This window comes from Lipingzhangella rawalii (assembly GCF_031628175.1).
Classification (GTDB): Bacteria; Actinomycetota; Actinomycetes; order Streptosporangiales; family Streptosporangiaceae; genus Lipingzhangella_A; species Lipingzhangella_A rawalii.
In genome coordinates, this window is sequence record NZ_JAVLVT010000010.1 from 77714 (window position 1) to 102603 (window position 24890).

General features: G+C 68.9%; 22 protein-coding genes, 1 tRNA gene and 1 pseudogene. 7 read left to right on the forward strand and 17 right to left on the reverse strand.

Going from position 1 to position 24890, the window contains the following annotated elements:
- Nucleotides 1-93: 93 nt before the first annotated feature.
- The gene (locus RIF23_RS17840) at nt 94-1020 is read right to left on the reverse strand and encodes a proline dehydrogenase family protein (RefSeq protein WP_310913730.1); all 927 of its coding nucleotides are present in this window, start codon (nt 1018-1020) and stop codon (nt 94-96) included.
- Between the two features lie 8 nt (nt 1021-1028).
- Nucleotides 1029-2654, reverse strand: coding sequence for an L-glutamate gamma-semialdehyde dehydrogenase (gene pruA / locus RIF23_RS17845; protein WP_310913731.1), 1626 nt, complete (start codon nt 2652-2654; stop codon nt 1029-1031).
- A gap of 126 nt (nt 2655-2780) precedes the next feature.
- Between pruA and RIF23_RS17850 the strand changes: the two genes are divergently transcribed.
- Nucleotides 2781-4472 (forward strand): PucR family transcriptional regulator, encoded by a 1692-nt coding sequence (locus tag RIF23_RS17850; RefSeq protein ID WP_310913732.1) that lies wholly within the window; start codon nt 2781-2783, stop codon nt 4470-4472.
- 22 nt (nt 4473-4494) lie between these two features.
- Here the strand turns inward: RIF23_RS17850 and RIF23_RS17855 are convergent, their stop codons facing one another.
- The 8 genes from RIF23_RS17855 to RIF23_RS17890 all read right to left on the reverse strand — a co-directional run bounded on the left by RIF23_RS17855 (nt 4495) and on the right by RIF23_RS17890 (nt 11733).
- The gene (locus tag RIF23_RS17855; RefSeq protein ID WP_310913733.1) at nt 4495-5265 is read right to left on the reverse strand and encodes a potassium channel family protein; all 771 of its coding nucleotides are present in this window, start codon (nt 5263-5265) and stop codon (nt 4495-4497) included.
- Between the two features lie 180 nt (nt 5266-5445).
- Nucleotides 5446-5522 (reverse strand) — tRNA-Leu (locus RIF23_RS17860).
- Between the two features lie 109 nt (nt 5523-5631).
- Nucleotides 5632-6999, reverse strand: coding sequence for an NAD(P)/FAD-dependent oxidoreductase (locus RIF23_RS17865; protein WP_310913734.1), 1368 nt, complete (start codon nt 6997-6999; stop codon nt 5632-5634).
- Nucleotides 7000-7352: 353 nt separating this feature from the next.
- Nucleotides 7353-8369, reverse strand: coding sequence for a Ppx/GppA phosphatase family protein (locus RIF23_RS17870; RefSeq protein WP_310913735.1), 1017 nt, complete (start codon nt 8367-8369; stop codon nt 7353-7355).
- Nucleotides 8370-8374: 5 nt separating this feature from the next.
- A complete protein-coding gene (locus tag RIF23_RS17875) occupies nt 8375-8947 on the reverse strand; it encodes a DUF501 domain-containing protein (RefSeq protein ID WP_310913736.1) in 573 nt (190 codons plus the stop codon).
- 81 nt (nt 8948-9028) lie between these two features.
- Entirely contained in the window at nt 9029-9472 is a 444-nt protein-coding gene (locus RIF23_RS17880) for a Rieske (2Fe-2S) protein (RefSeq protein WP_310913737.1), read from the reverse strand.
- A gap of 75 nt (nt 9473-9547) precedes the next feature.
- On the reverse strand, nt 9548-11146 hold the full coding sequence (locus tag RIF23_RS17885; protein WP_310913738.1) for a glycerol-3-phosphate dehydrogenase/oxidase: 1599 nt from the start codon (nt 11144-11146) through the stop codon (nt 9548-9550).
- Nucleotides 11143-11733, reverse strand: coding sequence for a TetR/AcrR family transcriptional regulator (locus RIF23_RS17890; RefSeq protein WP_310913740.1), 591 nt, complete (start codon nt 11731-11733; stop codon nt 11143-11145). The genes RIF23_RS17885 and RIF23_RS17890 overlap by 4 nt, the downstream gene beginning before the upstream one ends.
- Nucleotides 11734-11750: 17 nt before the next feature.
- Here RIF23_RS17890 and RIF23_RS17895 point away from each other — a divergent pair, with 17 nt between their 5' ends.
- Together RIF23_RS17895 and RIF23_RS17900 are read left to right on the forward strand one after the other, a co-directional pair.
- A complete protein-coding gene (locus RIF23_RS17895) occupies nt 11751-13388 on the forward strand; it encodes an FAD-binding oxidoreductase (protein WP_310913741.1) in 1638 nt (545 codons plus the stop codon).
- Nucleotides 13389-13412: 24 nt separating this feature from the next.
- The gene (locus tag RIF23_RS17900; RefSeq protein ID WP_310913742.1) at nt 13413-14285 is read left to right on the forward strand and encodes a diacylglycerol/lipid kinase family protein; all 873 of its coding nucleotides are present in this window, start codon (nt 13413-13415) and stop codon (nt 14283-14285) included.
- Nucleotides 14286-14351: 66 nt separating this feature from the next.
- On the opposite strand, the gene RIF23_RS17905 is transcribed toward RIF23_RS17900, so the two are convergent.
- On the reverse strand, nt 14352-14996 hold the full coding sequence (locus RIF23_RS17905) for a DUF305 domain-containing protein (protein ID WP_310913743.1): 645 nt from the start codon (nt 14994-14996) through the stop codon (nt 14352-14354).
- A gap of 85 nt (nt 14997-15081) precedes the next feature.
- On the reverse strand, nt 15082-15561 hold the full coding sequence (locus RIF23_RS17910) for a DUF6153 family protein (protein ID WP_310913744.1): 480 nt from the start codon (nt 15559-15561) through the stop codon (nt 15082-15084).
- A gap of 29 nt (nt 15562-15590) precedes the next feature.
- Between RIF23_RS17910 and RIF23_RS17915 the strand changes: the two genes are divergently transcribed.
- Nucleotides 15591-16517 (forward strand): aminoglycoside phosphotransferase family protein, encoded by a 927-nt coding sequence (locus RIF23_RS17915; protein ID WP_310913745.1) that lies wholly within the window; start codon nt 15591-15593, stop codon nt 16515-16517.
- Here the strand turns inward: RIF23_RS17915 and RIF23_RS17920 are convergent.
- The 3 genes and pseudogenes from RIF23_RS17920 to RIF23_RS17930 all read right to left on the reverse strand — a co-directional run.
- A pseudogene (locus RIF23_RS17920) lies at nt 16450-17274 on the reverse strand (protein phosphatase 2C domain-containing protein); the annotation flags it as partial. The gene RIF23_RS17915 and the pseudogene RIF23_RS17920 sit on opposite strands and share 68 nt — an antisense overlap.
- Nucleotides 17275-17502: 228 nt before the next feature.
- A complete protein-coding gene (locus tag RIF23_RS17925) occupies nt 17503-18492 on the reverse strand; it encodes an undecaprenyl-diphosphate phosphatase (RefSeq protein WP_310913746.1) in 990 nt (329 codons plus the stop codon).
- A gap of 282 nt (nt 18493-18774) precedes the next feature.
- Nucleotides 18775-19470 (reverse strand): sirohydrochlorin chelatase, encoded by a 696-nt coding sequence (locus tag RIF23_RS17930; protein WP_310913747.1) that lies wholly within the window; start codon nt 19468-19470, stop codon nt 18775-18777.
- A 630-nt stretch (nt 19471-20100) separates the two neighbouring features.
- On the opposite strand from RIF23_RS17930, the gene RIF23_RS17935 reads away from it, so the two are divergent.
- From RIF23_RS17935 to RIF23_RS17945, 3 genes are all read left to right on the forward strand, one after another.
- Nucleotides 20101-20910, forward strand: a complete 810-nt coding sequence (locus RIF23_RS17935; RefSeq protein WP_310913748.1) for a nucleotidyltransferase domain-containing protein — start codon at nt 20101-20103, stop codon at nt 20908-20910.
- Between the two features lie 102 nt (nt 20911-21012).
- On the forward strand, nt 21013-21573 hold the full coding sequence (gene def / locus RIF23_RS17940) for a peptide deformylase (RefSeq protein ID WP_310913749.1): 561 nt from the start codon (nt 21013-21015) through the stop codon (nt 21571-21573).
- Between the two features lie 210 nt (nt 21574-21783).
- Entirely contained in the window at nt 21784-22806 is a 1023-nt protein-coding gene (locus RIF23_RS17945) for a coiled-coil domain-containing protein (RefSeq protein ID WP_310913750.1), read from the forward strand.
- Between the two features lie 70 nt (nt 22807-22876).
- Here the strand turns inward: RIF23_RS17945 and RIF23_RS17950 are convergent, their stop codons facing one another.
- Both RIF23_RS17950 and RIF23_RS17955 read right to left on the reverse strand, forming a co-directional pair.
- Nucleotides 22877-23692 carry an alpha/beta hydrolase gene (locus RIF23_RS17950; protein ID WP_310913751.1) on the reverse strand — a complete coding sequence of 272 codons (816 nt, stop codon included), beginning with the start codon at nt 23690-23692 and terminating at the stop codon, nt 22877-22879.
- A gap of 366 nt (nt 23693-24058) precedes the next feature.
- Complete coding sequence (locus RIF23_RS17955) at nt 24059-24805, reverse strand: CPBP family intramembrane glutamic endopeptidase (RefSeq protein WP_310913752.1); 747 nt, start codon at nt 24803-24805, stop codon at nt 24059-24061.
- Nucleotides 24806-24890: the final 85 nt, after the last annotated feature.

Genomic DNA, 24890 nt, shown 5'->3' on the forward strand with positions numbered 1-24890 from the left:
AACTTAACGCACGGGGCCGCGCGCGGGTTCCCGGCCTCGTGCAGCTGCCGCCCGGGATTCGATCACCCGGACGGCAGCGTGGATGCGGCAGGCTCAGCCGCGAGTCACCAGTGACCTCAGGAAGAACGCGAGGTTGGCCGGGCGTTCCGCGATACGGCGCATGTAGTAGCCGTACCACTCCTGGCCGTAGGGAACATAGACCCGCATCCGGTTCCCGGCGGCGGCCAGTCGACGCTGTTCGGTGTCCCGCACCCCGTACAGCATCTGGAACTCGAAGTCCTCGAGCCCGCGCCCGCTCTCCACAGCCAGGGCCTGAGTGATCCCGATCAGCCGCGGATCGTGCGTGGCGATCATCGGATAGGCCGATCCCTGCATCAGCACGCGTGCGCACCGGACATAGGACCGGTCCACATCCTGCTGGTTCCGGTAGGCCACGGAGGCAGGTTCGTCGTAGGCGCCCTTACACAGCCGAACCCGGGCGCCAGCAGCCGCCAGGTCCCGACAGTCCTGCTCGGTACGGCGCAGGTAGGACTGGACCACGGCACCCACCCAGGGATAGTCCGCACGCAGCTTGGCATGGATATCCAGGGTCGAGTCGGTGGTGGTGTGATCCTCCATGTCGAGGGTGACCGTGGTTCCCGCATCCTGGGCCGCGGCACAGATGCGACGCGCATTGGCCAGCGCGATACGTTCACCGTCCTGGGGCAGGGCCTGTCCCAGAGCGGACAGTTTCACCGATACCTCGACCCGCTCGGCCAAACCGGTCCGATCCAGCTCCGCGAGTAGCTGTGTGTAGGCCTGGACAGTGTCCTCCGCCGTTTCTGCGTCGGTGACGTCCTCCCCGAGGTGGTCCAGGGTGACCAGGCGGTCCTGGGCCAGAGCGCTGATCGCCGGAAGGGCTTCGGCGAGGTTCTGCCCCGCTACGAAGCGTTCGATAAGGGCGCTGGCGAACGGGGCGTGTTCGATCAGCTGGCGGCAGCGCGTGGAGCGAGCCGCCGCGAGCAGTGGTCTGCGCAGCATCAGGTCCGTCACCCCATGTGCGGGTAGGTGTGCGTAACCGGGGGCACGAAGTTCTCCTTGATCGCTCGAGGGCTTGCCCAGCGCATCAGGTTGAACATCGATCCGGCCTTGTCGTTGGTGCCACTGGCTCGGGCGCCGCCGAAGGGCTGCTGCCCCACGACCGAACCGGTGGGTTTGTCGTTGATGTAGAAGTTGCCCGCGGTGAACCGCAGCGCGTCGGCGGCCCGGGCGATCGCCGCGCGGTCGTTGGCGATGATCGAACCGGTGAGGCCGTAGGCCGCTCCCTGGTCGACCGTGGTCAGAACCTGCTCAAAGTCGGCGTCGTCGTAGACGTGCACCGCCAGGATGGGCCCGAAGTACTCGGTGCGGAACACCTCGTGCGTGGGGTCACTTCCCTCGATCAGGGTCGGGGTAACGAAGTATCCCGTACTGTCGTCGGCAGTACCCCCGGCGAGCACGGACAGGCTCGGGTCACCGTGCGCACTGTCCAGGGCGGCCGAGAGACGGTCGAAGGAGCGGCGGTCGATCACCGCGCCGAGGAAGTTCTCCAGATTCGCCGGGTCACCCATCGGCAGGGACTCGATCTGGCTGACCAGGTCGTCGCGCACCCGGTCCCAGACCGAGCGGGCGACGAACGCGCGGGAGGCCGCGGAGCACTTCTGGCCCTGGAACTCGTAGGCCCCGCGGATGAGCGCGGTACGCAGTACGTCCGCGTCGGCAGAGGGGTGGGCGACGACGAAGTCCTTACCACCGGTTTCACCAACGATGCGCGGGTAGGAGCGGTAGGTGTCGATCCGCTCACCGACCTGACGCCACAGATGCTGGAAGGTCGCCGTGGAACCGGTGAAGTGCACACCCGCGAGGTCCGGGTCGGCCAGGGCGATGTCGGACACGGCCTTGCCATCACCGGTCACCATGTTGATCACACCCGGGGGCATTCCCGCGGCCTCCAGCAGTCGCATGGTGAACTCCGCCGCGAACTGCTGGGTGGGAGCAGGCTTCCACACCACGACGTTGCCCATCAGCGCCGGGGCCGTGGGCAGGTTGCCAGCGATCGCGGTGAAGTTGAACGGGGTGACGGCATAGACGAAACCGTCCAGTGGCCGCTGTTCCATACGGTTCCACTGACCGTCCGGACTGTAGGGCTGCTCATCCAGGAGCTGACGGGCGAAGGAGACATTGAAGCGCCAGAAGTCGATGAGCTCACAGGCGGCGTCCAGCTCGGCCTGGATCACCGTCTTGGACTGTCCGAGCATGGTGGCGGCGTTGATGGTCTGGCGCCAGGGCCCGGCCAGCAGGTCGGCCGCCCGGAGCAGGACCGCGGCACGGTCGTCGAAGGACATGGCGCGCCACTCCGGTGCCGCCCGTTTGGCCGCGGCAATAGCCGCACGCGCGTCGTCGTGGGTGGCATTACCCATGGTGCCGAGGACCTGGCTGTGATTGTGCGGTTGGACCACGTCAATGTGATCCCCACCCCCCATGCGGCGCACACCGTCGATGGTCATCGGCAGCTGTCCCGGGTCCTTGGCCAGTGTGGTCAGGCGCTCGGTGAGCTCGACTCGTTCCGGACTCCCGGGGGCATAGGAGAGCACGGGTTCGTTCTTCGCTGTGGGAACCCTGGTCGCAGCGTCCATGGGCAACTACCTCCGCACTACTCTATTGTCGAACTCACCAAAGCCTACGCCGCGATCCCCGGCGATACCTTGGTGTAATTCCCACTCCTTTCGGAGCCTCGTTGTTCAACTGGACAAGGAATGTGTATGAGTGAGCCCGTTACCCTCAGCCGGCTCCTGCGGGCCCTCGGCGAACCGATCATCGATGTCCCGGCCGCACCCCGGGGTTTGGAGGTCCGGGTCTCCGACGTGGTGATCGTCGATCCTGCCGACCTGCACGAACCGGTGGCCCCCGCGCCGGGGCAGGAACCGCCGCCCGGGCCAGAGCACGATGGTCCCACCGTGGACATCCAACCGGGGGACCTGGTACTGCTGATCGGTGCCCGTGGTGACCGGGCCGCCGACCTGCTGGCGCCGCTGGCCCGGGCCGGAGCTACGGCGGTCGCAGTCAAAGCCACCGCAACCGAGCGGGACCAGCTACGGCAGGCGGCACAGAACGCCCAGCTCGCCGTGCTGGCGGTACGCCCGCAGGTGCGCTGGGAGCAGCTCGACGCGCTGTGTCGCGGGGTAGTGGGTGACGGCGATGGCGCCGACACCAGCGCGGACCTGGCCGAGGCCCACAGTGACCTGTTCTCGTTGGCCCAGACGATCGCCGCGCTCACCGGCGGTCTGGTGAGCATCGAGGACTCCGCCAGCCGGGTGCTCGCCTATTCGGGAGCGGGCGAGGAGGTTGACGAGCTGCGTCGGCTGTCCGTTCTGGGTCGGCAGGGACCGGAGCGCTACCTCGCCCTACTGCGGGAGTGGGGAGTCTTCCAACGGCTCCGCTCCAGCGACGATGTGGTGCTGGTCGACGAACATCCGGAGCTGGGCCTGCGCCGCCGACTCGCGGTACGTGTGCACGCGGGCGGACACACCCTGGGCACGGTGTGGGTGCAGGAGGGAGAACATCCGTTCACCGCGCGAGCGCACCAGGCCCTGCGTGGGGCCGCACGCGTGGTGGCCCTGCACCTGCTGCGGCAGCGCACCGAGGCCAGTGCCGGCCACCGCCTGCGGGACGACGTCCTTGCGGGCCTGGTGGAGGGCCGGGTGCAACCCGAGGTGGCCGGTGGCCTGATCGAACTGGCGGACACTCGGTCGGTCGCCGTTGCGGCCCTGGAGCTCCACCCCGTCCCGGGAGCCACCGGCGGGATCGAGGACCGCTCCGTCCGGGAACTCCAGCTGACGCAGCTCACCAACCTGGTGCGGATGCACGCCGCAGCCTATCGGCGTAGCGATCTGGTCACCCGCGTGGGATCCCGGATATACGTGGTGTTGGAGGAACGACACCCTCCCCGGCAGAGCGGACCTGAGGCGGCTGTGGAATGGGCCCGGACCGTGGCCGCGGAGGCCAGGACCCTGTTGGGTATCGCGGTTCGGGGAGCCGTGGGTCCGACGGTGCCCTCCATCCACGCCGTTGCCGAGTCGCGGTCCCAGGCAGACCGGGTCCTGGCGGTGGTGGCGGAACGGGGGGACGCCGAAGTGGCCACCATCGCCGATGTCCGGGCACAGCTGCTCGTCGGAACGGTCCTCGGCCAGCTCCAGGCCGATCCGGGAACTCGGGACCCACGGGTGTCGGCCCTGGTTGAGCACGACGCGCGACATGGCTCGCAGCTGGCCCGGTCGACCCTGGTCTATCTCCGGGCCTTCGGAGACGTGCGCCGGGCCGCGGGCGAGCTCCACGTCCATCCGAATACCCTGCGCTACCGACTACGCCAGGCCACAGCGGTGAGCGGACTGGACCTGGACGACGCCGACCAGCGCCTGTTCGCCCAACTCCAGCTTCGGCTGGAGCTGGGTTGAAGAACGCGAGCGCGGATCCACCTCACTGGTGGGAACCGGGTCCGTCCCGGAGTTGTAGGTCCGCACGCAGATTCTCGATCCGCTCTTCGAGGGCGGTGAGGCGCTCCTCCACACCACTCGCGTACTCCTGGTGGCTGCTGGCCTGTTCGTCCAGGGCGGACTGGGTCTGGCCGAGAAACCAGGAGGCAACCGTCGCCGTCACGACCCCCAGCAACGAAATACCGACCAGCATCAACCCACCCGCCACCATCCTGCCGATACCGGTCGCGGGAACGACGTCTCCGTATCCCACGGTGGTGACGGTCACCAGGCTCCACCACAGGGCATCCCCGAAGTTCTCGACGGTCGCGCCCTCGGCGCCGCGTTCGGCGTCCAGGAGGGCCAGGGCTCCGATCAGGACCAGCAAGCTCGTGGCCAACACGATCGCCTGGGTGGTGTGCAGCAGGGAGAGGCGCCCGCTCCGGGTCACCAGAACCTGGGCTGCGGTGAATGCTCGCAACACCCGCAACATGCGCAGCGCCGGCACGAGGACGACCAGAACGTCGAAGGGGTGGGTGGCCAGGAACCGGAGTCGCTGCTCCGCCAGTGCGGTGCGCACCACCAAGTCCACTGCGAACGCACCCCAAATGGCCCAGTTCGCGATATCGAAGGCCAGACGTAGGCCGTCCGGTAGTCCGGGCCAGACGACCGGAACGCCGTAGACGACGATGAAGGCGAGAGCCAGGGCGAGCAGATAGGGGCTACTCCGGGCCTCGTACCTGGCGAGCCGCTCGGACACGGGTGCGTTCCCCACAGCACAACCACCTCGTCCAGTGCCGCCAAGCGGCACTGACGCCACACGAAAGCTGGGCGGGACCACGGTAACGTCCGGGGCGCCCGGGCGTGGCTGTTCGCGCGAAATCGGTGGCGCAGACCCTGGGTGTTGGCTCGGGACCCCAGGTCCGGGTACGGCAGGACGTGGGAAGCAGGGTGTTGGTGCCCCCGGTCGGATTCGAACCGACACTCGTGACCCTTTTAGGGGGCCTGCCTCTACCGTTGGGCTACGAGGGCGGCACCATCATACCGGTGTCCCACAAAGACCTGGTTCACCACTTTCGATGGCATGTCATGGGGCGGGTGCAGGCACCCGCCCCATGGCCGCTGGGCCAGCGGAAACGCACTACCGTGCCTGGCTGGGCTCCGGACGTGCGGCCTCCTCGAAGGCCTGGCGCGGCTCGGTCAGTTCCGGGAGGGAGGTGAAATCGCGGGGGAACAGGGCGCTGAAGGTCCAGTTGGCGAGGACCCGCAGCTTACGGTTGAGTGTCGGCACCGCGTAGAGGTGGTACCCACGGTGCACGAACCAGGCCGGCCGCCCGGTCAGCTTGATCCGGTCCAAAAGCTGCGCAGCACCCTTGTGGAGTCCAAGCCCTGCCACGGCACCCTTGTTCTTGTGCCGGTAAGCGGTCAGTTCTCCCCCGCGCAGGGTTGCGATGACGTTGTCGGCGAGCACTCGGGCCTGACGAACCGCGTTCTGGGCGTTGGGTGGGTAGAACCCACCGTTCCCGTCCGGCACCTGGGCGTTGTCCCCACCGGCGAAGGCCCGGTCCACTCCGGCGACCGTGAGGTACTCGGTCGTGTCCACGTGCCCCTTCGGCCCCAGGGGTAGATCGCTGTCGGCCACCACCGGGCTGGGCTTGACCCCGGCGGTCCACACCAATGTTCCGGCGTCGAAGGCATCCCCGTCACTGAGGACGATGTGTTGGTCCACGGCCGACTCCAGGCGCGTATTCAGCCGCACGTCGATCCCACGCAGCTGGAGCTGCTTGAGCGCCTTGTCCCCGACCTCCGGCCCAACCTCGGGCAGGATGCGGTCGGCCGCTTCCACCAGGTAGAACTTCAGGTCGTCCATACCGATGGAGGGGTACAGGCGGGTGGCATCCCTAGCCAGGTCCTCCAGTTCCCCGATCGCCTCGGCCCCGGCGAAGCCGCCACCGACGAACACGAAGTTCAGCGCCTTGCGGCGCACCTCCGGATCGGTCGTGGAGTCGGCGATATTCAGCTGGTTCAGCACGTGGTTGCGCAGGTATGCGGCCTCGGCCACGGTCTTGATTCCGATTCCCCAGTCGGCGAGCCCCGGAACCGGAAGGGTCCGGGAGACAGCGCCGGCGGCCATCACCAGGTAGTCGTAGCCAAGCTCGTAGTTCTCACCCTCGGTGGGCTCGATCTCGACAATGCGCTCGGCGTGTCGGATGCGCACCACCCTGCCGCCCCGCACGTCGGCGCGCGGCAGGACCTTGCGTAGGGGGACGACGACGTTGCGCGGCGAGATGCTGCCGGCGGCGGTCTCGGGGAGGAACGGCTGGTAGGTCATGTAGGAGTTCGGATCCACGACCGTGATCCGGGCCTCTCCCGGTCCGAGCTTGCGCTGCATGCGCTGCGCGGCGCACATCCCCAGGTAGCCACCACCGACGACGAGTACATGGGGGATCTGCGCCTGGTCGCCCCCGCCGTGGACCAGCCGGTAGTTCCGTTCCTGTGTCGCGCTCATCGCCTGCCCATCCTCACGTTGCGGCACTCGCCACATCCCTGGCGAGTAAAGATCTGTAAATCTTCGATGTCCAGCATCTTTCACCAGCTCTTCTTGAGCGAAGAATCGAAAAAATTGGAGTCAAGCTAGAGATCAACTCCACATCCTCGCTTGTGCATGCTTTCACAAGGTACTCCGAGGTGGACGCAGAATCAAGGCAGGTCTAGACCAGACGACGCAACACCGACCCGCCATTTTCGCAGGCCAGAACGGCTATCCAAGACACTGAGCCCACTGGGGTGACCGGTCTCACCACGAGACCCCGGCCACGGTCCGGGCCGGGTACCGCACTGTCGACGACGGGCCGCGGGGTCCTACTGCCCCAGTGCCAACTGCCAGACGATCCCGTCCAGAATGTCGTGCTCACTGGCCACGAACTCCGCGGCGCCAACTCGCTGCACCACCCGGTCCAGGATGAGCGCCCCCGCGCCGATGACGTCAACACGCCCGGGATGCATCACCGGAATCGCCGCACGCTCATCTCGCGGCATCCGCACCAGCTTTTCGGTCACGTCCCGCACCTCCCCGGCGGAAACCCGACTGAGGTGGATACGCTCCGGGTCATAAGCCGGCAACTCCTCGGCGATCCCGGCGACCGTCGTGGCGGTACCGGCCACGCACACCAGCGTTGCCGCCTCGGACAGTGGGACGGTGCGTTCCACCTCGTCCAGTGCCGCGTCCACGTCCGCGCGAGCAGCCGCGATCTGCTCGGCCGTGGGCGGGTCGTCCCTCAGGTGGCGCTCGGTCAGTCGGACACATCCGATGTCGACGGAGCGCGCCGCACGGACTACGCCGGCCTCGGAGTCGCGCTCCTCGGCACCGGCGGCGCCGTGTCCCAGCACGAACTCCGTGGATCCCCCACCGATGTCGACCACGAGGAACGGTGCGGCCTGCCCGTCCGAATCCCCGTCCGTGAGTTCCGCGGTCGCCCCGACGAAGGAGAGTTCGGCCTCGTCGTCTCCCGAGATGACCTCGGGTTCCACCCCGAGAATGGACCGGACCCCGGAGACGAACTCATCCCGGTTGGACACGTCCCGACTCGCGCTGGTCGCGACCATCCGAACCGTTTCCGGCCCGGCTTCGACACCGTTGGCGCTTAACAGTTTGGCGTAGCCGTCCAGGGCCGCGAACGTGCGCTCCAGCGCCTCCGGAGCGAACTGTCCGGTCCGGTCCACGTCCTGCCCCAGCCGCACGACTTCCATGCGGCGCTCCAGGTCTACCAGGGCCAGTTCGCCCTCATCCGGGGCCTCGGCGGACGCCTCGGCGATGTGTGCGATCAGCAACCGCAGCGAATTGGTGCCGCAGTCGATCGCAGCGACGGTCTCACTCACGGTCTCTACTCCCCCGCTCCAGCGTACGTCGTACTCGTTCCCGCCGAGGTCTGCGCACGGGTCAGGTCCCGACAGCACAGGCCGTCCTGGGTCTGCCACCACTGCGGCAGCAGGTCCAGAGCCTCTCGTCCCAGGGGGTTGCTGCCGGGGCGGGCCAACTCCTGCGCCACGAGGGCGTGCAGGCACTTCACCCGCTGCGGCATCCCACCGGCACTCTGCATCCCGTCCGGGAGCGGGTTCTGGCCGTACTCCCGCGCGGCCTGATCGCGTTCGGCCACATAGGAGTCGTGCGCCTCCTGGTAGGCAGCCCGCAGTTCGGAGTCCTGCTCCAGCCGCTGGGTCATTTCCCGCATAAGCCCACTCGCCTCCAGCGTCCCGACCGCGGACGCGGCGCGGGGGCAGGTCAGGTAGTACAGCGTGGGAAACGGGGTTCCGTCCTCGAGACGCGGCGAGGTCCGCACCACGTCCGGCGCTCCGCACGGGCAGCGGTGGGCCACCTCGTAGCGGCCACGGGGCGGCCGGCCCAGTTGTCGACGAACGATGGCGCCGTCCGTCGTGTCAGCCGAAGGAGAAGTCATAGCCAGTCCAGCTTACGTGGCTCCGGCGCCCGGCACGGCCCCAGGCGGCTCCGGCGCCCAGCGGCGCGAGCCACCCCCGGTTCAGTCGACCGAGATGGTGTCCTGTTCGATCCGCAGCTCAACGGGACGTAGCGGATCCTCCGCAGGTCCGGCAACCACCGACCCGTTGGCAAGGTCGAAGGCGCTGCCGTGGCAGGCACAGTTGATGGTGCCGTCACTGACGTCGGTCACGGTGCAGCCCTGATGCGTGCACTCCGCCGAGAAGCCCACGAAGGTTCCCTCCTCAGGCTGGGTCACCACCACATCCGGCCCGTCGAACACAGCACCGCCCTCGATCGGGATCTCGCTGGTGGACACCGACCATTCCTGCCGTTGTGCCTGGGTCTCGGCGTCCGGTTCGGCAGCGGAGCCCGAGGAGTCGGTGGCGCAGCCGGCCACGGCACCGGCCGTCGCGGCTCCGGCGAGCCCCAACACCGTGCGGCGGCTCGCGTGACACCGCCCTGGTCCCGACGTCTGCTGATCCATCCGCGGTTTCCCTCCTGGCAGCCCGGATAACGAACGACACGACGCACATCCGCTCGGTCGTGCCCGATTTCGACGCTACCGGGATGCCAGGCCCGCGGCGGACAGGGCCTGCCGGGCCGCGGGCAGCGCGCGCACCCGGTCCTCGGCCACCAGGGCGATTCGCGTCCGCCGTTCCAACAGGTCAGCGGTGTCCAGCGCTCCCTCATGGCGCACGGCGAACCGCAGCTCCGCCATGGTGACACCTGCGGCAACCTCGGTGTGCGGATCCACGTCCGCGCCCGTGTCCAGGCGGGGGGCAGCAGGATCCGCCTGCGCCGCCTCCGCTTCGGCTGCGGCCTCCGCGCGAACCCGCACGGCCTCGGTGCCGTAGCGCCGTACCAGGCGTCGTGGCGCGTCGAGCCGTGCGAGGCGGTCGGGCGGGGCGGCACCGACCAGGGGGAGACGATGCGTTCGGCAGGGGCCGGAGGACAGCCCGGTGGTGGCGAGCACGGTGTCCACCGCCTCCTGGGCCATCCGCCGGTAGGTGGTGAGCTTGCCCCCGACCACAGTCACGATTCCCTCGGGTGAGGTGACGATGGTGTGCCTGCGCGACAGGTCGGCCGACGAATCGGTTCCGCCGTCGAGCAGTGGGCGCAGCCCCGCGAACGCCCCCCGCACCTCGGAGCGACCGGGTGGACTGTGCAGGACCGAACCCAGCGTGTCCGTGAGGAAGCGGATATCGGCCTCGGGGACGTCGACCACCTCGGGGGCCGGGCCGGAGACCGGCTCGTCGGTGATTCCGGTGTAGAGCCGACCGTCATGCTGGGGAAGTGCGAAGGCGAAGCGGTTACGGGTACCGGGGATCGGCACCATGAGAGCGGCCTGGGCAATCCCGGTGCCGTCCCGGTCCAGGACCAGATGGCTACCTCGGCTGGGGCTCAGTCGCACGCCGGGTACCAGATCCTGGGAGTACACCCCGGCGGCGTTGACTACGGCCCGCGCCCGCAGGCGAAACCGCTGGTCACGATACCGGTCATGGATGGTGGCACCGTGAGCGTCCAGTGTCTCGGCCGCACAGCGCGTGAGGATTCGGGCCCCGTGCCCCGCCGCCGTGCGGGCCAGAGCCACGACCAGTCGGGCGTCGTCGACGAGCTGCCCCTCGAAGAACAGCAGGCCGCCCCGGAGTCCCGGACTGCGCAAGCCCGGCACCAACCGGCGGGTCTCCTGCCGGCTCAGCCGGCGGGACCGGGGGAGCCGACGCGCCGGCGTTCCCGCGACCGCGCTCAACGTGTCCCCGGCGAGTAGTCCCGCGCGCAGCACCGCGGCCTGTGCCACGGAGGTCTGCTCGTAGAGCGGCAGCACCATCGGCAGGGGACGAACCAGGTGCGGGGCGGTCACCCGGAGCAGGATGTCCCGCTCCCGCGCGCTCTCGTGGGCGAGGGCCACGTCACCGGAGGCCAGGTACCGTAGTCCGCCGTGGACGAGCTTCGAACTGAAGCGGCTCGTGCCATGCGCCAGGTCGGTGCGTTCGACGAGTGCGACCGACAGTCCGCGGCTGGCGGCGTCCAGAGCCACCCCCGCCCCAGTGACACCGCCACCGACCACGAGCAGATCCACAGTCGCACCGTCCCGGAGCTCGGCCAACTCCCGGTCCCGGCGCGCGGCGTTGAGGGAAGTGTCGGGAGTGCTGCTCATGGGGACTCCGTTTCGGGGCGTAGGTAGGCGTCCAGGAGGTGCCGCAGTTCGGTGGTGAGCTGGTCCTGGTCGAAGACGTCGGTGGTCAACCGCCAGGACAGGACTGTGGACTGCGCGACCAGCAGCACCATCCGAGCCAGTCCGTCCGGATCGCCGTCGCGGATCGAGCCCTCCTGCTGCCCGGCTGCGATCTCGGGGCCGAGGACCGCCAGAACGGCCTGCTGGCTGGCCCCGAGCCGGTGGAAGGTGTAGGTCGCCAGGAGCTCGGGCTCCATATCGATGATCCGGCCAAACAGGGGATGCTCCCATACGCGGACCATGAGACGTACGCCGCCGGCCACGAGACGCTCGCGCGCGCAGCCGGCCGCCGCCTCGGCGATACATCCGTCCAGGAGCATCCCCAGCTCCCGGGTGAGTAGGTCGCCAACGATCGACGTGACGTCCGGCCAGCGACGGTAAACCGTCGGACGACTCACCCCTGCCCGACGCGCCACGTCGGTCAGCGTGGTGCGACGGACCCCGAACGCCGCCACACACTCGTGGGCCGCGTCCAGCACCCGATCCTCGACGTTACGTCTTGACGTCATGTGTAAAACTGTATCGCATGCAGTGGAATGGATGGGGAGACCCCGAACACGACCCGGCCCAGATGATCTCCGAATCGACGCGGGCGCTTCTGGAACAGACGCTCGGCGCGTCGCTCAGCGAGCAGCCCCCTGTTCCGCTGGACCAGGTACGTCCACCCGCATCCCGACTGACGCAGACGGCACGTGCGGCACTCCGCACGGTCCTGGGCAGCGCGGGACTCCGCGACGACGACCGGACCCGAATCGACCACTGCGGGGGCAAGAGCACCGACGACCTACTCCGGCGGCGCGCCGGAGACGTGACGCCCTGCCCGGACGCCGTGCTGTTTCCCGCGAGTCACGAGGAGCTCCTCGACGTCCTGCGGATCTGTAATGAGCAGCGAATCGCGGTGGTGCCCTTCGGTGGGGGAACCAGCGTGGTGGGCGGGGTGGAGCCCGTCGCAGGCCCCATGGCGACCGTGGTCACCGTGGACCTGTCCCGAATGAAGCAGCTCCTGCATCTGGACGAGGACTCCCACACCGCGACCCTGCACGCGGGTTTGCGCACCCCCGAGGTCGAGGAGCTCCTCGGCGCGCGCGGCTACACCCTCGGGCACCTCCCCCAGAGCTACGAGTACGCCACCATCGGTGGCTACGCCGCCACCCGCTCCACCGGCCAGGCCTCCGGCGGCTACGGCCGCTTCGACGACATGGTGGTATCCCTTCGCATGGCCACACCTCGGGGCACGCTCGCTCCGGGACGCTCCCCCGCGTCAGCGGCAGGGCCCGACCTGCGCCAGCTCGTCCTCGGCTCGGAGGGCACGCTCGGCATCATCACGGAGGTCACCGTCCGAGTCCGCCCCCTCCCGCACGCCCGCACGGATGCCGCGTGGGTGGTGCCCGATTTCAGTACGGGAGTCCGCGCCATGCGGGAGATCGCACGCGCGGCGCCACGACCCACCGTCGCCCGGCTGTCCGACGAGACCGAGACCTTCGTCCAGGCGACCCTTGCCGGGCGGGATCCCGCCCCCGGCTCGCTCCTTGTCCTCGGGTTCGAGGGCACCGACTCCGAGGTGACTCGACAACGCGCCGCGGTCGACGAGGCCTTGCGCCGCCTCGACACATCCTCGGCAGCCTCCGGGGGCACCCACGGGCCCGCCGTTGCCGCCGATTCCTCGGCTGTGGGCGACTGGCGCCGGTCACGGTTCGACGGGCCCTACCTGCGCGACGCCCTGTTGTCGGTGGGGGTACTGACCGAAACCCTGGAGACGGCAACGACCTGGTCCCAGCTGGAACCGCTCTACCACGCGGTCCGGGACGCCCTACACGCCTCCCTGGACGGGCCGGAGGGCACAGCGATCGTCATGTGCCACATATCGCACAGCTATCCGAGCGGCGCCTCGCTGTACCTGACCGTGGCAACCCCGTGCGGGCGTGACCCGCGGGCCCGGTGGGCCCGTGCGAAACGCGCCGCCAGCGACGCCATCGCTGCCAACGGAGGCACCATCACCCATCACCACGCCGTGGGGACCGACCACCGCCCCTGGATGTCCACCGAGATCGGCGCACTGGGGGCGGCCAGCCTGGCGGCGATGAAATCCACGCTGGACCCCGCGGGCATTCTCAACCCCCACAAACTGATCCCCGACGGTCCAGCGAACGTGACCGACGCCTGAACGCCCGGGAGCACTGATCCCCCAATGCCGACCGTGACCCTCCTCGTCAACCCGACCGCCGGCAACGGTCGCGGAGCCCGGGTGGCACTACATGCCGCCCGACGGCTGCGCGCCCGCGGCGCCACCGTGTCCGTCACCCTGGGGGCCTCCCCCGACCAGGCGCGTCGGCGCGCTCGCGCCGCTATCGACGCCGGAACCGATGTACTGGCTGTGGTCGGCGGGGACGGCATGGTGCATCTGGCGACCCAACTCGTGGCCACAACCGAGGTTCCACTCGCCGTGGTTCCCACCGGAACCGGCAACGACTTCGCCCGCGCGTTGGGGATTCCCCGCACCACTACGGCCGCGGTCGACGTCATCCTGGACGGGCCCCCCCGACCCATCGACGTGGGGCGCCTCGATGAGGGGTGGTTCGGCACAGTGGTGACCCGCGGCCTGGACGCTCGGGTGTCGGCGCGGGTGAACCGTATGAGCCGAACCCCCGGCTGGGCTCGCTACCTCCTCGCGCTGCTCCCCGAGCTGGTTTCGCTGCACCCCACTGAGGTGGAGCTCGAACTCGACGGCGTCCCGCAGCGCCGGTCAGCCCTGCTCGTGGCTGTGGGCAACACCGGCTACTACGGAAACGGGATGCGCATCTGTCCGCAGGCGCGGGTGGACGACGGACTGCTGGACGTCACGGTGATCGACCCCGCCCCAGTTCGCACGCTCCTTCGGTTCTTTCCCCGCATCTACCGGGGCACCCACGTCGAACACCCCGCTGTGCACACCTTCCGGGCCCGTCGGGTGCGTGTCAGCTCCCCCGGGGCCGTCGCCTTCGCCGACGGCGAGCCCCTCGGCACCGGGCCGACGCACGCAGAGGCGGTCCCCGACGCGATGCGGGTGCTGCTCCCTCGGTAACGACCAACCGCCGTCCACCCGCACCGGGCTGGGCTGGGCGCCGATGTCGACGCCCAGCCCGGACACTCACCCGTCGAGCAGGGTCTCCATCTCGTCGATCTCGGACTCCTGCACCGCGATGATGTCCTCGGCGAGGTCGTGGGCCTCAGGGCTACTTCCCTCGGCCAGCACCTCCTCGGACATGAGGATCGCACCCTCGTGGTGTTCGATCATGTACTCCACGAACAGCTCGTCGAACTCCGCACCCTCCACGGCCGCGAGTTCGTCCATCTGCTCCGGAGACAGCATCCCCTCCATATCCGCGTGATCCGCGTGATCAGCACTGTCGTCGTCCATGTCGTCGTGGTCCATCTCCTCGTCCGGGGCGACGCCCCAGTCCTGGAGCATGTCCTGCATCTGGTCGATCTCGGGCTGCTGGGCAGCCTCGATCTCCTCCGCGAGATCAAGCACCTCGGGCCCCGCCCGATCCTCGGCAAGCTCGGACATCTCGATGGCCTGCTCGTGGTGCGGAATCATCATCCGGGCGAAGGCCACGTCCGCCTCGTTGAACACGGCCTCCCCGTGCTCATCGGTCTCGGTGTCCCCGGTGTCCCCGGCTTCTCCGGTGTCCTCGGTACTTTCGGTAGTGTCGCCGTCTTCGGCGCAGCCCACCAGCAGTAGTCCTGCGGCGATCAGCGCAACGGTAGTGGCCGAGGGGACGTATGTGGACATGACTGATCCAACTCCTCACAACTCCAATTCACACCAGGACCGGATACGGAGTGTCACGCTTTCTATGACGCTCCGTCAGGGGCATCTAAACCCGCATCACCTGGAGCTGAGCGAGGGTGGATCGGTGGGGCCGCGGTGCCCGCGCCAGCACGGACTGGCCCAACCAGCGCGGCGGCAATGGCACCCGATCCGGCCACCGGGGCAGACGAGGAACGAGCAACGCGACCAGGGCGAGAACGAATCCCCCGACCGCCAAGCACATCGTGGTGGGGTCGAAGGTGGGCAGCGGTGCGCCCGTAGCGTCCCCCGAAGCGTGGTGCGTGTCCACTGCCGCCGCGACGGGCGCCGTGTGGTGCTGGGCCTCGCTCACGTGCCCCAGGGTGTGCATGGCGCCCACTCCGAGCACTCCGGCCACCACGACCAGCAGCACCACGAACCGGATCCGAGCTCTGGTGGCGCGTGGCGTGGGACGACGGACGAACACGCCGCCCAGGCTAGGGGAGGCAGCCCCAGCTGTCCCGAGAATGCCCTCGTCACATCCGTGGTTGTGGCGTGACTCACGCATCACTGGCCGGCGCTTCGTAGAGTGTGGGCATGGATGGCCAGACTGTGGGTTGGGTGGACGAGCGGCACCGAGCGTGGCTGGAGCGTAGGTTTGGCTCGGGCGCCCGGGAATGGATTACCGGACTCGGTGACCTCGTCGCCGAGCTGTGCCGACGGTGGAACCTGCACATCGACGGCTCGGCTCCCCCGGGGCGCACCTCGGTGGTACTGCGCTGTCACCGGGACGACGGCACCCCGTGCATGCTGAAGATCTCACCGGATGCCGGACTGGTCACCGCCGAGGCACGCACCCTCGAACTGTGGCGAGACACCGGACGTGTACCGGCCGTGTTGGAACTGGACGAACACACCGGCGCGGCCCTGTTGGAAGGTATCGAGCCGGGCCACACGATCCGGTCCACCGGTGTCCTCCCACACCTGGAACGCGTGGCGCAACTGTTGACCGAGCTGCACGCGGTCAGCGTGCCCCCACAGCAGTGGCAGGAGCTGAGCCCACTGCATTCCCTGGTCAACTACTTCTTCGAGCAGTGGGAGTGGCGTTGCGCCGAAGGAGCCGCAGCCGAGGTCGTGTCTGTCTCCCTGCTGCACACGGGACGTGCCCGCGCGCGTGACCTCACCGCGGAGACCGACGGAGCGGTTCCGCTGCACGGGGATCTACACCCGGGCAACGTCCTCGAAGGCGGTACCGAGCGAGGCCTGGTGGCTATCGACCCGCGTGGCTGTGCCGGCGAGCCGGCTTTCGACGCGGTCGACTGGGCGCTGTGGCGTGCCGAGAGCCTCCGGGAGGTCAACGAGCGAGTGGCGGTGCTGGCAGCTGCCATCGGCCGCAGCGAAGAACGGCTCCACGAGGCGTGCCGTGCCATGGCCCCCATCGCTGCTGCGGCGCGCCTCAACAACGAGGGTGACGTTGTGTCCCGCGCGGAGGTCGAGACGCTGCTGACGCTTGCGGAGGCGTGACAGGCGAGATCGCGGCGACGACGTCACGGGTACTGACGTGGACCACCGTGGCGTCGTCGTGCCGCTTTCCGTGCGTCGGAGGATCGGCTTGCTCTGCTGCGCGCACCAGATCGAGCAGGTGGGCCGGCCCCTGCCCCTCCAACATGGCCCACACCTGGGACCAGGAGTACCCGTACTGGGTGGCCAGCCGAGCCCCGCCATCAGTCAGCAGGGCAAACCCGGAGGGCCGCGGCTCCACGTGTCCGCGCTGGGCGGCGAAGGCGGCCTGCACGGCGGTGCTGGCGACCCAGAAGCCGCCGGTGACGTTGCGGTGGGAACGGACCAGGTCTCTGGAGTACGGGCGGCCACCGGGCAGCCGTTCCACCCGATCGTCGGTGATCGCCCGCGCCGGCTCGGGCGACCTTTCCGGGGCGGGGATCGACGTCGTCGGGGGGAGCAGCACCACGGCGTCCCCGAGGACGAGATATTCCAGCCCCCGGTCCGTGCCGCGCGCCAGGGCGACCGTCGCCGAGGGAGTGTCGGGGTTGGTGAGGTCACATCGGCCCGCGTGGTCGGCACGCAGCTCCACAATGGCGGCGGCGAGCAGCTCGGCCAGGGATCTCCGCCCGGCGTCCGGGGCATCGAGATACCGTCGCACGTGGGTCCGTAGCCGCTGCACGAGCCAGGCCACCCCGTGTTGACATCCGGTGACGACTCCGGCGGGTTGCGTCGCCCCGTCGATGACACACGCCCATCCCATCCACGGGTTGACGTCCGCCGTGTCCTCGTTGTCGCCGAGCCGTCCGGACGACGACCGGCTGGCGACGCGAACCGAGACACCAGATGAGCCCCATGGTCGCCCGGTGCACCGTGCAGAATCTGCGCAGACGTCCGTCCGTTCCTCCTCGCGGTCTGGTGAGGCGCGCTGTCAGGGACAGCGGCTCAGCGCCCGCACTCCAGCCTACGGGTCCTGCCGGCGGGACGCCCGCGAAGCCGGGGGCCATCGTCAGCTCCCGCGATCCTCGATGGACCGGGGCCTGCGCTGGCTGCCGGGGCGCACCGGCCGGTGCCGCTGGTAGCGCGTCACCAGAACCAGGATGAGGGCGGTGACCAGCCCGAGCCCGAGGGCGAGGCTCCCTCCCGGTATCGGGCCGAGCTGCCATACGGACACGATCGCCGCCAGGCCCCACAGATAGTAGGCGAAATACCGCATCCGCGCGCGATAGAGCAGACGCAGCACCAGCAGCAGCGCGAAGGTTCCCACCACGGCGGCGACCACGAACGCCACCAGCAGGGGAAGCGGATCGACCGCCGAGAGTTCATCCGCCTCAAGGACGAACTGCCCGAGCGTCAGCCCCAGAATGGTCGGAATTGCGATGAAGAAGCTGTACTCGGCCGCCCACCGGCGCCGCAGCCCCAGCAGGAGCGCCACCACAATCGTGATCCCGCTCCGGGACAGCCCCGGAACGAGCGCGGCCGCCTGCACCAGCCCGATCCCCACGGCGATCCACGGTGTCAGATCGCGCAGGCCACGGCGCCGGGGCCCGAGAATGTCCGTCCACCACAGCACGGCCCCCGTCGCCGTCCACATGAAGACGAGGGCCAGGGCGGTTGCGAACACATCCTCGGCCACCAGCTCCCGAACGGGCAGTGCCAGTACACCGGTGATGGCCGTGGACAGCATCCCCAACAGGAACAGGCGCAGGTAGAGCCCCTCGGTTGGAGGGCCGCCGCCACATCTGGAGCGCAGGTCGGCCACGGTGCGTGTGAGCAGACGCCACAGGTCGTTGCGGAACACCACCGCGATCGACACGAGGGTTCCCACATGCACGACCAGGTCGAACAGCATCATGTCCGCGGACTCGGGATTGGCGATGGCCGACCCCTGGTCCTGCAACCAGTGCTGCGCCAACACCAGGTGGCTGGTGGAACTGACCGGAACGAACATGAACAGGCCCTGCACCACGCCCAACAGAATGGCTTCCAGCAAGCTCATGACTGTGTGCACTCCCCTTCCGTGGCCCCTCGTTCGGAGTGGCGCAGCCAGAGTAGCCACGATCCGGGACAGCAGGTGCGGGTGCCGCCGGGGACACGCGGGTGGACACTAACGCCCCCCGAAACCGTCGCGTGCCTGTGACCGGGAACAACCCCGGAGGTCGCAGCCGGGTCGCCTCCCGCGGCACAGCCGCGGTCACCGGCGGTTCACCCGATGGTCAGCCTCGCGCCCACCAGGTTTTGCGGGGGGGGTATCGCGAATCCCCGCATTGCCGGAGCCGGATCAAGCAGCGAGGCGAGCACACGCCATCCGGTGCTGGGCCAGAACCGTGTCCACGACCCGCTGCGCCGGCCAGAGGGGTGCGGCGACAGCGTCCGCGCCCGCGGAACGCAGCTCCCGCTCCTCCCGCTCCGGTCCCGGAACCAGCCGCCAGGGAGCCAGCACCACCCGCCGATAGCCGCTGCGGCGTAGACGGTGCACCGCGGTCCGGGCGGAGGACACCCCACGACGCGCGTGGGCGAGATGAACCGGCGTGTCGACATGCCGGCGCAGCATCTGGGCCGCAACCGCCACCTGCCGGCGCTGCTGCGCCCCGCCGGCCGCGTCGGCCAGCAGGACGACTCCGTCACCCGGTTCCCAACCGGCCTCTCGGACACGGACGGCGAGATGGGCAATCAGGGCTGGGCTGACGCCGAGGGGATCATTGGCAATCACGTTTCCGCTCAGGGTCGGCGGCAGCTGGGCACACATGCGCGCGCTGGCCTGGTCGCCACCGGCGAGGAACACGGGGATGAGCACCCGGGGGCCCGAGACGGACTCCACGGTGGCGAGAACCTCGGCAAGCGAACCGAAGGCTCGATGGACAGCGGCCTCGGCGCAGCGCTCGGTGGCCCGTGCCAACTCGTCCAGAGCCTGCCTCCGGCCAGCGTCGCCACGGTCCGCGGCGACCAGTACGAGTGACGGATTCGACGAATTCATGATCAACTCCTCTTCGATACGCCCCCGCATGCGATCCCGAGCATCTGTTTCACCTGATATGTCGAGGGATATGAGAGACGAAAGAAATGTGTGATCCATATTCCACACACCCGACATGCCAGTCGTTGAACCCCTAAGACGTCCACTCTCTATCTGACACCAGATTCCCCGGAGAGCCGAAACGCAACTTAGATTGAATTGCTTCCCATATCCAAAGATCACGACACCCCAAAGAACCACTGATCACTCGTGCACTTCCGGTTTCTGGGGGGCGTCCGCACCTCTGGAACGGGTAGGCTTCGGCTGGCACCGGGCGTGCGCTGGAGCCGGTCCAACAGCACCGAGACCGACTCGGTTCGGGTCCATCCCTGGATGGGTACGGTCATCCGGGCGCCACCACGGCCCGGGGTGGTGCCAGCACTACCCCCGGCCGGGGAGCCTGGGTGCGAGTTCGGTGCGACAACTTGCCAGTCACCGGCTCTACTCACCAGACTGGAGTTACGGCAGCGTCGCCGTGGCTGGTGCGGCAACGCCAGCATCACAGCAGGCCAGCAGACAGGGTCCGCCGTGGAGGCCTGGGACCTCCACGTACCCCGACGACGGGCCCAGGGACGCAGAACGGGAGCGCAGATGCCAGTCCATCCACGCGCACAGGCCGTGGCGGACACGTTCCTCCACAGCGCTGACGCTGAGGCCCCGGGCCTCGTGGAAGGCCTCTATCTCACCGGATCGGTCGCACTCGGTGACTTCCGTCCGCACGTCAGTGACATCGATTTCGTCGTGGTCACCGCGCGTCGTCCCACAGACGCCGACCAGGATGCGCTGCGCCGCGCGCACGGTCACGTTCGCGCCCAGCACACCCACCCCCAGTTCAACGGTATTCACGTGACCTGGGAGGACCTTGCGAGTGACCCACGGTCCTGCTCCCGCGTGCCCTCGGTTCTGGGGGGACGTTTCCGCACCAGGTCCAGCCCGGACGTCAACCCGGTCACCTGGCACATCCTCGCCGAGCGTGGGGTCCCGGTACGTGGACCTATGCCGCTGGAGATGGATGTCTGGGACGAATTGGAGACCCTCCGCAGCTGGTCACTGGGCACACTCGACGAGCAGTGGCGCCGGTGGCGGGCCGCGGCCGGCCGTCTGGTCACGCCACGGGGGCTGGCCGTGCTCGGTTCGCTGGCTCCGTCCTGGAGTGTGCTCAGCGTCAGCCGGCTGCACTTCACCCTGCGCACCGGTGAAATCACGTCCAAGTCCGGGGCCGGCTTCTACGCACTGCACGCCTTCGAACGGCGCTGGCAGGACATTGTCAACGAGTGCCTACGCATCCGTCGCGGCTCCAGTCCCCCCTCGTTGTACGAGAACTCGCTCACGCGGCGCAGGGCCGCGCTCGACTACATCGAGATGGTGCTGGACGATGCCCTGACCCCGAGTCGGGCCTGAGTTCGTACCCAGCGACGGCGGCGACGACAGCGACAGCGACGATACGTGCATGTCTGGACAGTGCGCACGTGCCGCTTCGGCCGCTGTCGTAAGCTGACGAGCATGACTGTTCGGCCCATCGTGTACTTCGGTGACCCGGTGCTGACGACTCCGGCCGCCCCGGTCACAACATTCGATGCCCACACCGAGTCCCTGGTCAGCGATCTGCTGGAGACCGTGGACGCCCCTGGGCGAGCCGGGCTGGCGGCCCCACAGATCGGCGTCGGACTGCGGGTGTTCAGTTACAGCGTCGACGGCGCGGTCGGCTACGTCATCAACCCCGAGCTCGCCGAGCTGTCCACCGAGACCCAGGACGGCGAGGAGGGATGCCTGTCCGTGCCTGGGCTGTGGTATCCGACACGTCGGGCCCGGCACGCCGTCGTCACCGGAGTCGACCTACGCAACGAGCCGGTGACGGTGCGCGGCAGTGATCTCATGGCCCGCTGTCTCCAGCACGAGACCGAACACCTCGACGGCATCCTCTATCTGGACCGGCTCGCCCCGGAACACCGGCGTGCGGCCCTACGGGAGGTCCGCAGCTCGGAGTGGTTCCTGCCGGAGCGGCCCGCGGCATCGCCGTTGCCCAGCGCCTTCGGTGGGGGTGTGCCCGGCGGCTCCCGGTGAGTCACACCGCACATCGACTAGGCACATAACGGACAGATCTCGTAGAGTTCGTCGAGATGTCGGGCGCGACCCCACGGCTCTGCCCACGGGGGCTTGCCCTTCCTGTAGCCCCGTGCGCATCCCCGCGCCCACGGTCCGACCGCGTCGCACTGCGACGCGTCTCCCTTTAGTCCCGGTCGTCCCGGCCGGCCCCGAGGAGGCAGCACAACGGTGATAACCAATTCGGATGCAGCGCCGAGCCCCGCCCGACCCTGGGGACGTCGCCTCCGGCACGGTACGGGCGTTGGCCTACTCACCGGCGTCATGCTCGGCATCCCCGGCCCCGCGCACGCCGAGCCCGAGGAGGACCTCGAGGACCTCAGCCTGGAGGAGCTCCAGGAGCGTGCCGCGGCGCTGGAAGAGGACTACGACGACGAGCTGATCCAGTTCACGAACGCGGAGGAAGCTGTTACCTCGGCCGAGGAGGAACTCGCGGAACTTGAGGAGGACCTGGACGAGGCGCGGGAACGTGTACGCCAGCTTGCCGCCAGCACCTACACCGGCAGCGGCGTGGATCCCGCCTTGGAGATCGTCCTGGACGGTGAGGACCTGGAACGGACCCTGGCCGACGCGTCCATGGCCGACCACCTCGCCCAGAACGACAGTCAGCAGATCGACAACCTGATTGACCTGCAACAGGAGGCTCAGGATGCGGAGGATGAGGCGGCGGAGCAGCTCGCGGAGGCCGCCGATCTGGTTGACGACCTGGAGGAGCAGCGCGACGACGTGCTGGACATGATCGAACGCTACGAGCAGGAGGAGACTCCCGCGGCTCCGGAGGATGACACCAGCGGCACGGGCGGCGGCGAGATCGGCCCGGCCGGCGCGGAAGGCCCCGGATTCCACGAGGTGACCCCACGGATGGCCGCGGTCCGTGACGAGATCATCGACAGGTTCGGAGCTCCCTACCCGGTCGGTTGCTACCGCCCGGGGGATCCCGGAGACCATGGCAGCGGGCGCGCCTGCGACTTCATGATGAGCGCCAACGGCCAGATGCCGACTCCAGAGAACCAGGCCCTGGGCCAGGAGATCTCGGATTATCTGGTGGCCAACGCCGACCGGCTTGGAGTCAAGTACGTGATCTGGGAACAACAGATCTGGGACGCCCGCAACTCCTCCGGCTGGACCGCCATGGAGGACCGCGGGGGAATCACCGCGAACCACTACGATCACCCGCACGTCTCGGTGTTCTAGCGGGCCGGGTCCGCGCGCCATCCGCATGGCCGGGCCGTTTCGGCACGAACGGGCCGTGCGGGTGGCGCGCTCAGGACGGGGGCGCGGACGCGGGGCTGGTCACCCCGGCCACCCACGTCCCGATACGCTCCACCAGCTCGGTCGAGATCGCGCGTTCGGCGTGTCCGAACCCCGGCTCGATCCAGAGTTCACTGTGCGCACCGGCAGCCGTGTGGATGCGTTCGGCATGGTCCACGGGGAAGAAGTCGTCACTGTCCCCATGCACGACCAGCAATGGGGTGCTCGACAGCCGGGCGGCTGCCTGTGTGGGGTCCGCGGGCGCCGGGTCCCAGCGCCGGTTCGTTACCCGCACCCCGTAGGCCGTGCGTAGCGCCAGCCGTCCAAGCGGATGCTCCACCCCGCGGTGCAGCAGTCGCATCGGCCTGGTTCCGCGGTAGTACCACTGGCCCGGCCCACTGACGGCCACCACGGCCGTGACACCCCCGTGTTCGGCGGCGTGGCGCAGCACGACACTGGCCCCCATGGAGAAGCCCACCGTGGTGATGGTCCGGTAGCCGTGTGCCCGCAGGTGGGTCACCACGGACTGAAGGTCGGTGACCTCAGCCTTTCCGACCGTGCTGACCCCACCAGATCGGTGGTGACCACGAAAGTCGAACATCTGGACGGACCCGTGGACGCACAGGCGCCGTGCGATGCGCTGGGTCGGTTCGTGGCGCCAGCTGCGGGTGAACCCGTTGGCCAGCACGATGGCGCTCCTCGTCCCCGCGGGACCGGCGAGGAGGGCACCATCCAGCCACACACCATCGGGCGTGCGGATCCGCTGCTGGGTCCAGTCCGCGTGGCTCGGGTCGGGGGCCACGCCGAGGCGGAGGGTATCGTCACGCACTCCCCCATCCTGCCCGACCGTTGACCGCCATAGGCGCGGGGGTACCCATGTCCTCGGTTCCGGGCCGGATATGGTCAGCGACCACATCCGGGGTCAACGAACAGTCCCCCAGCACACCCCCGCTGGCCCTCGTGCGGGGGAGGGCGCCCAGTGCCCGACGCCGCCGGCGGACGCGCCACTACCCCCACCAGCACTCTTCCCCGGGCGACCGTAGGGGCGCAGGCGTGCCTCCGCCCCCCGCGGGCTGCTATTCCGTGGGCTGTCCTACGCGCCCGGTAACGCTGCCGCACACCACGACCCGCGGGCCAGGGTGCGGGACGTCACGTGACATCGTGCCCGCAGCGGATCTCACCCGCAGGAGCACACCTAGCGGTGCCGGCGTCCACGTCCGGTGCGTGCCAGGGTCCAGACCGCGACCCCGAGATGCACCAGGATCGGCACCAGGAGGCTGCCGGTACCGATGTAGAGTGCCATGAGGAGGGCACCGAACAGGCCCGGACCGACCAGACCCCACCAGCCCTGGTACACGTGCGCCAAGGCGAACAGAACCACGGCCGCCGCCACGGCGATCCACCACGGCAGGCCCACCACTACCAGGATGACCGGCAGCAGAGCCCGATACAGCACTTCTTCGGCGACACCCGCAACGATCAGGGAGGCTCCGTACAGACGCCGTTCGGGCCTGGTGTGCGGGCTCAACACCGAGACGAGATCCGCGGCGGGATCCGTCGATTCACCGCGGCTGCGCCGCTCCCCGGCTCGGGAACGAGCCCAGTCGATCAACCAGATCGCCCCGAGTGCAGCCCCGAGTCCCAGTGCACCGGCTGCGATCGGCAACCAGGCGTGCGGGATCCGCAGCCCCAGATCACTGGCGGTGAGCTGTGGAGAGGTGAGCAGAATAAGCGCGGCCAGCACGATCCAGGAGGTCTGGACCGCCACGGTGACCAGGTAGAAGCGCCTCAGGGCACCGGGGGTACTCTGCCGACGACGCTCCACCCACCGGCGTAGCCACCATCCCAACAGCGGCTGGCCCAGCGCGGTGTAGACGAGCAGGATCACAGCGAGAACGAATGCAATCGCGCTGAGTCCCGGATCAGTTTCGGACCAAGGCACGGGCAAAGCCTAGATCGTTGACAGGGGTGGATACTACGCCCCCGCCCAGCGTGCCCCGCATGGTGTTGCTGGCAATCCCCCAGAG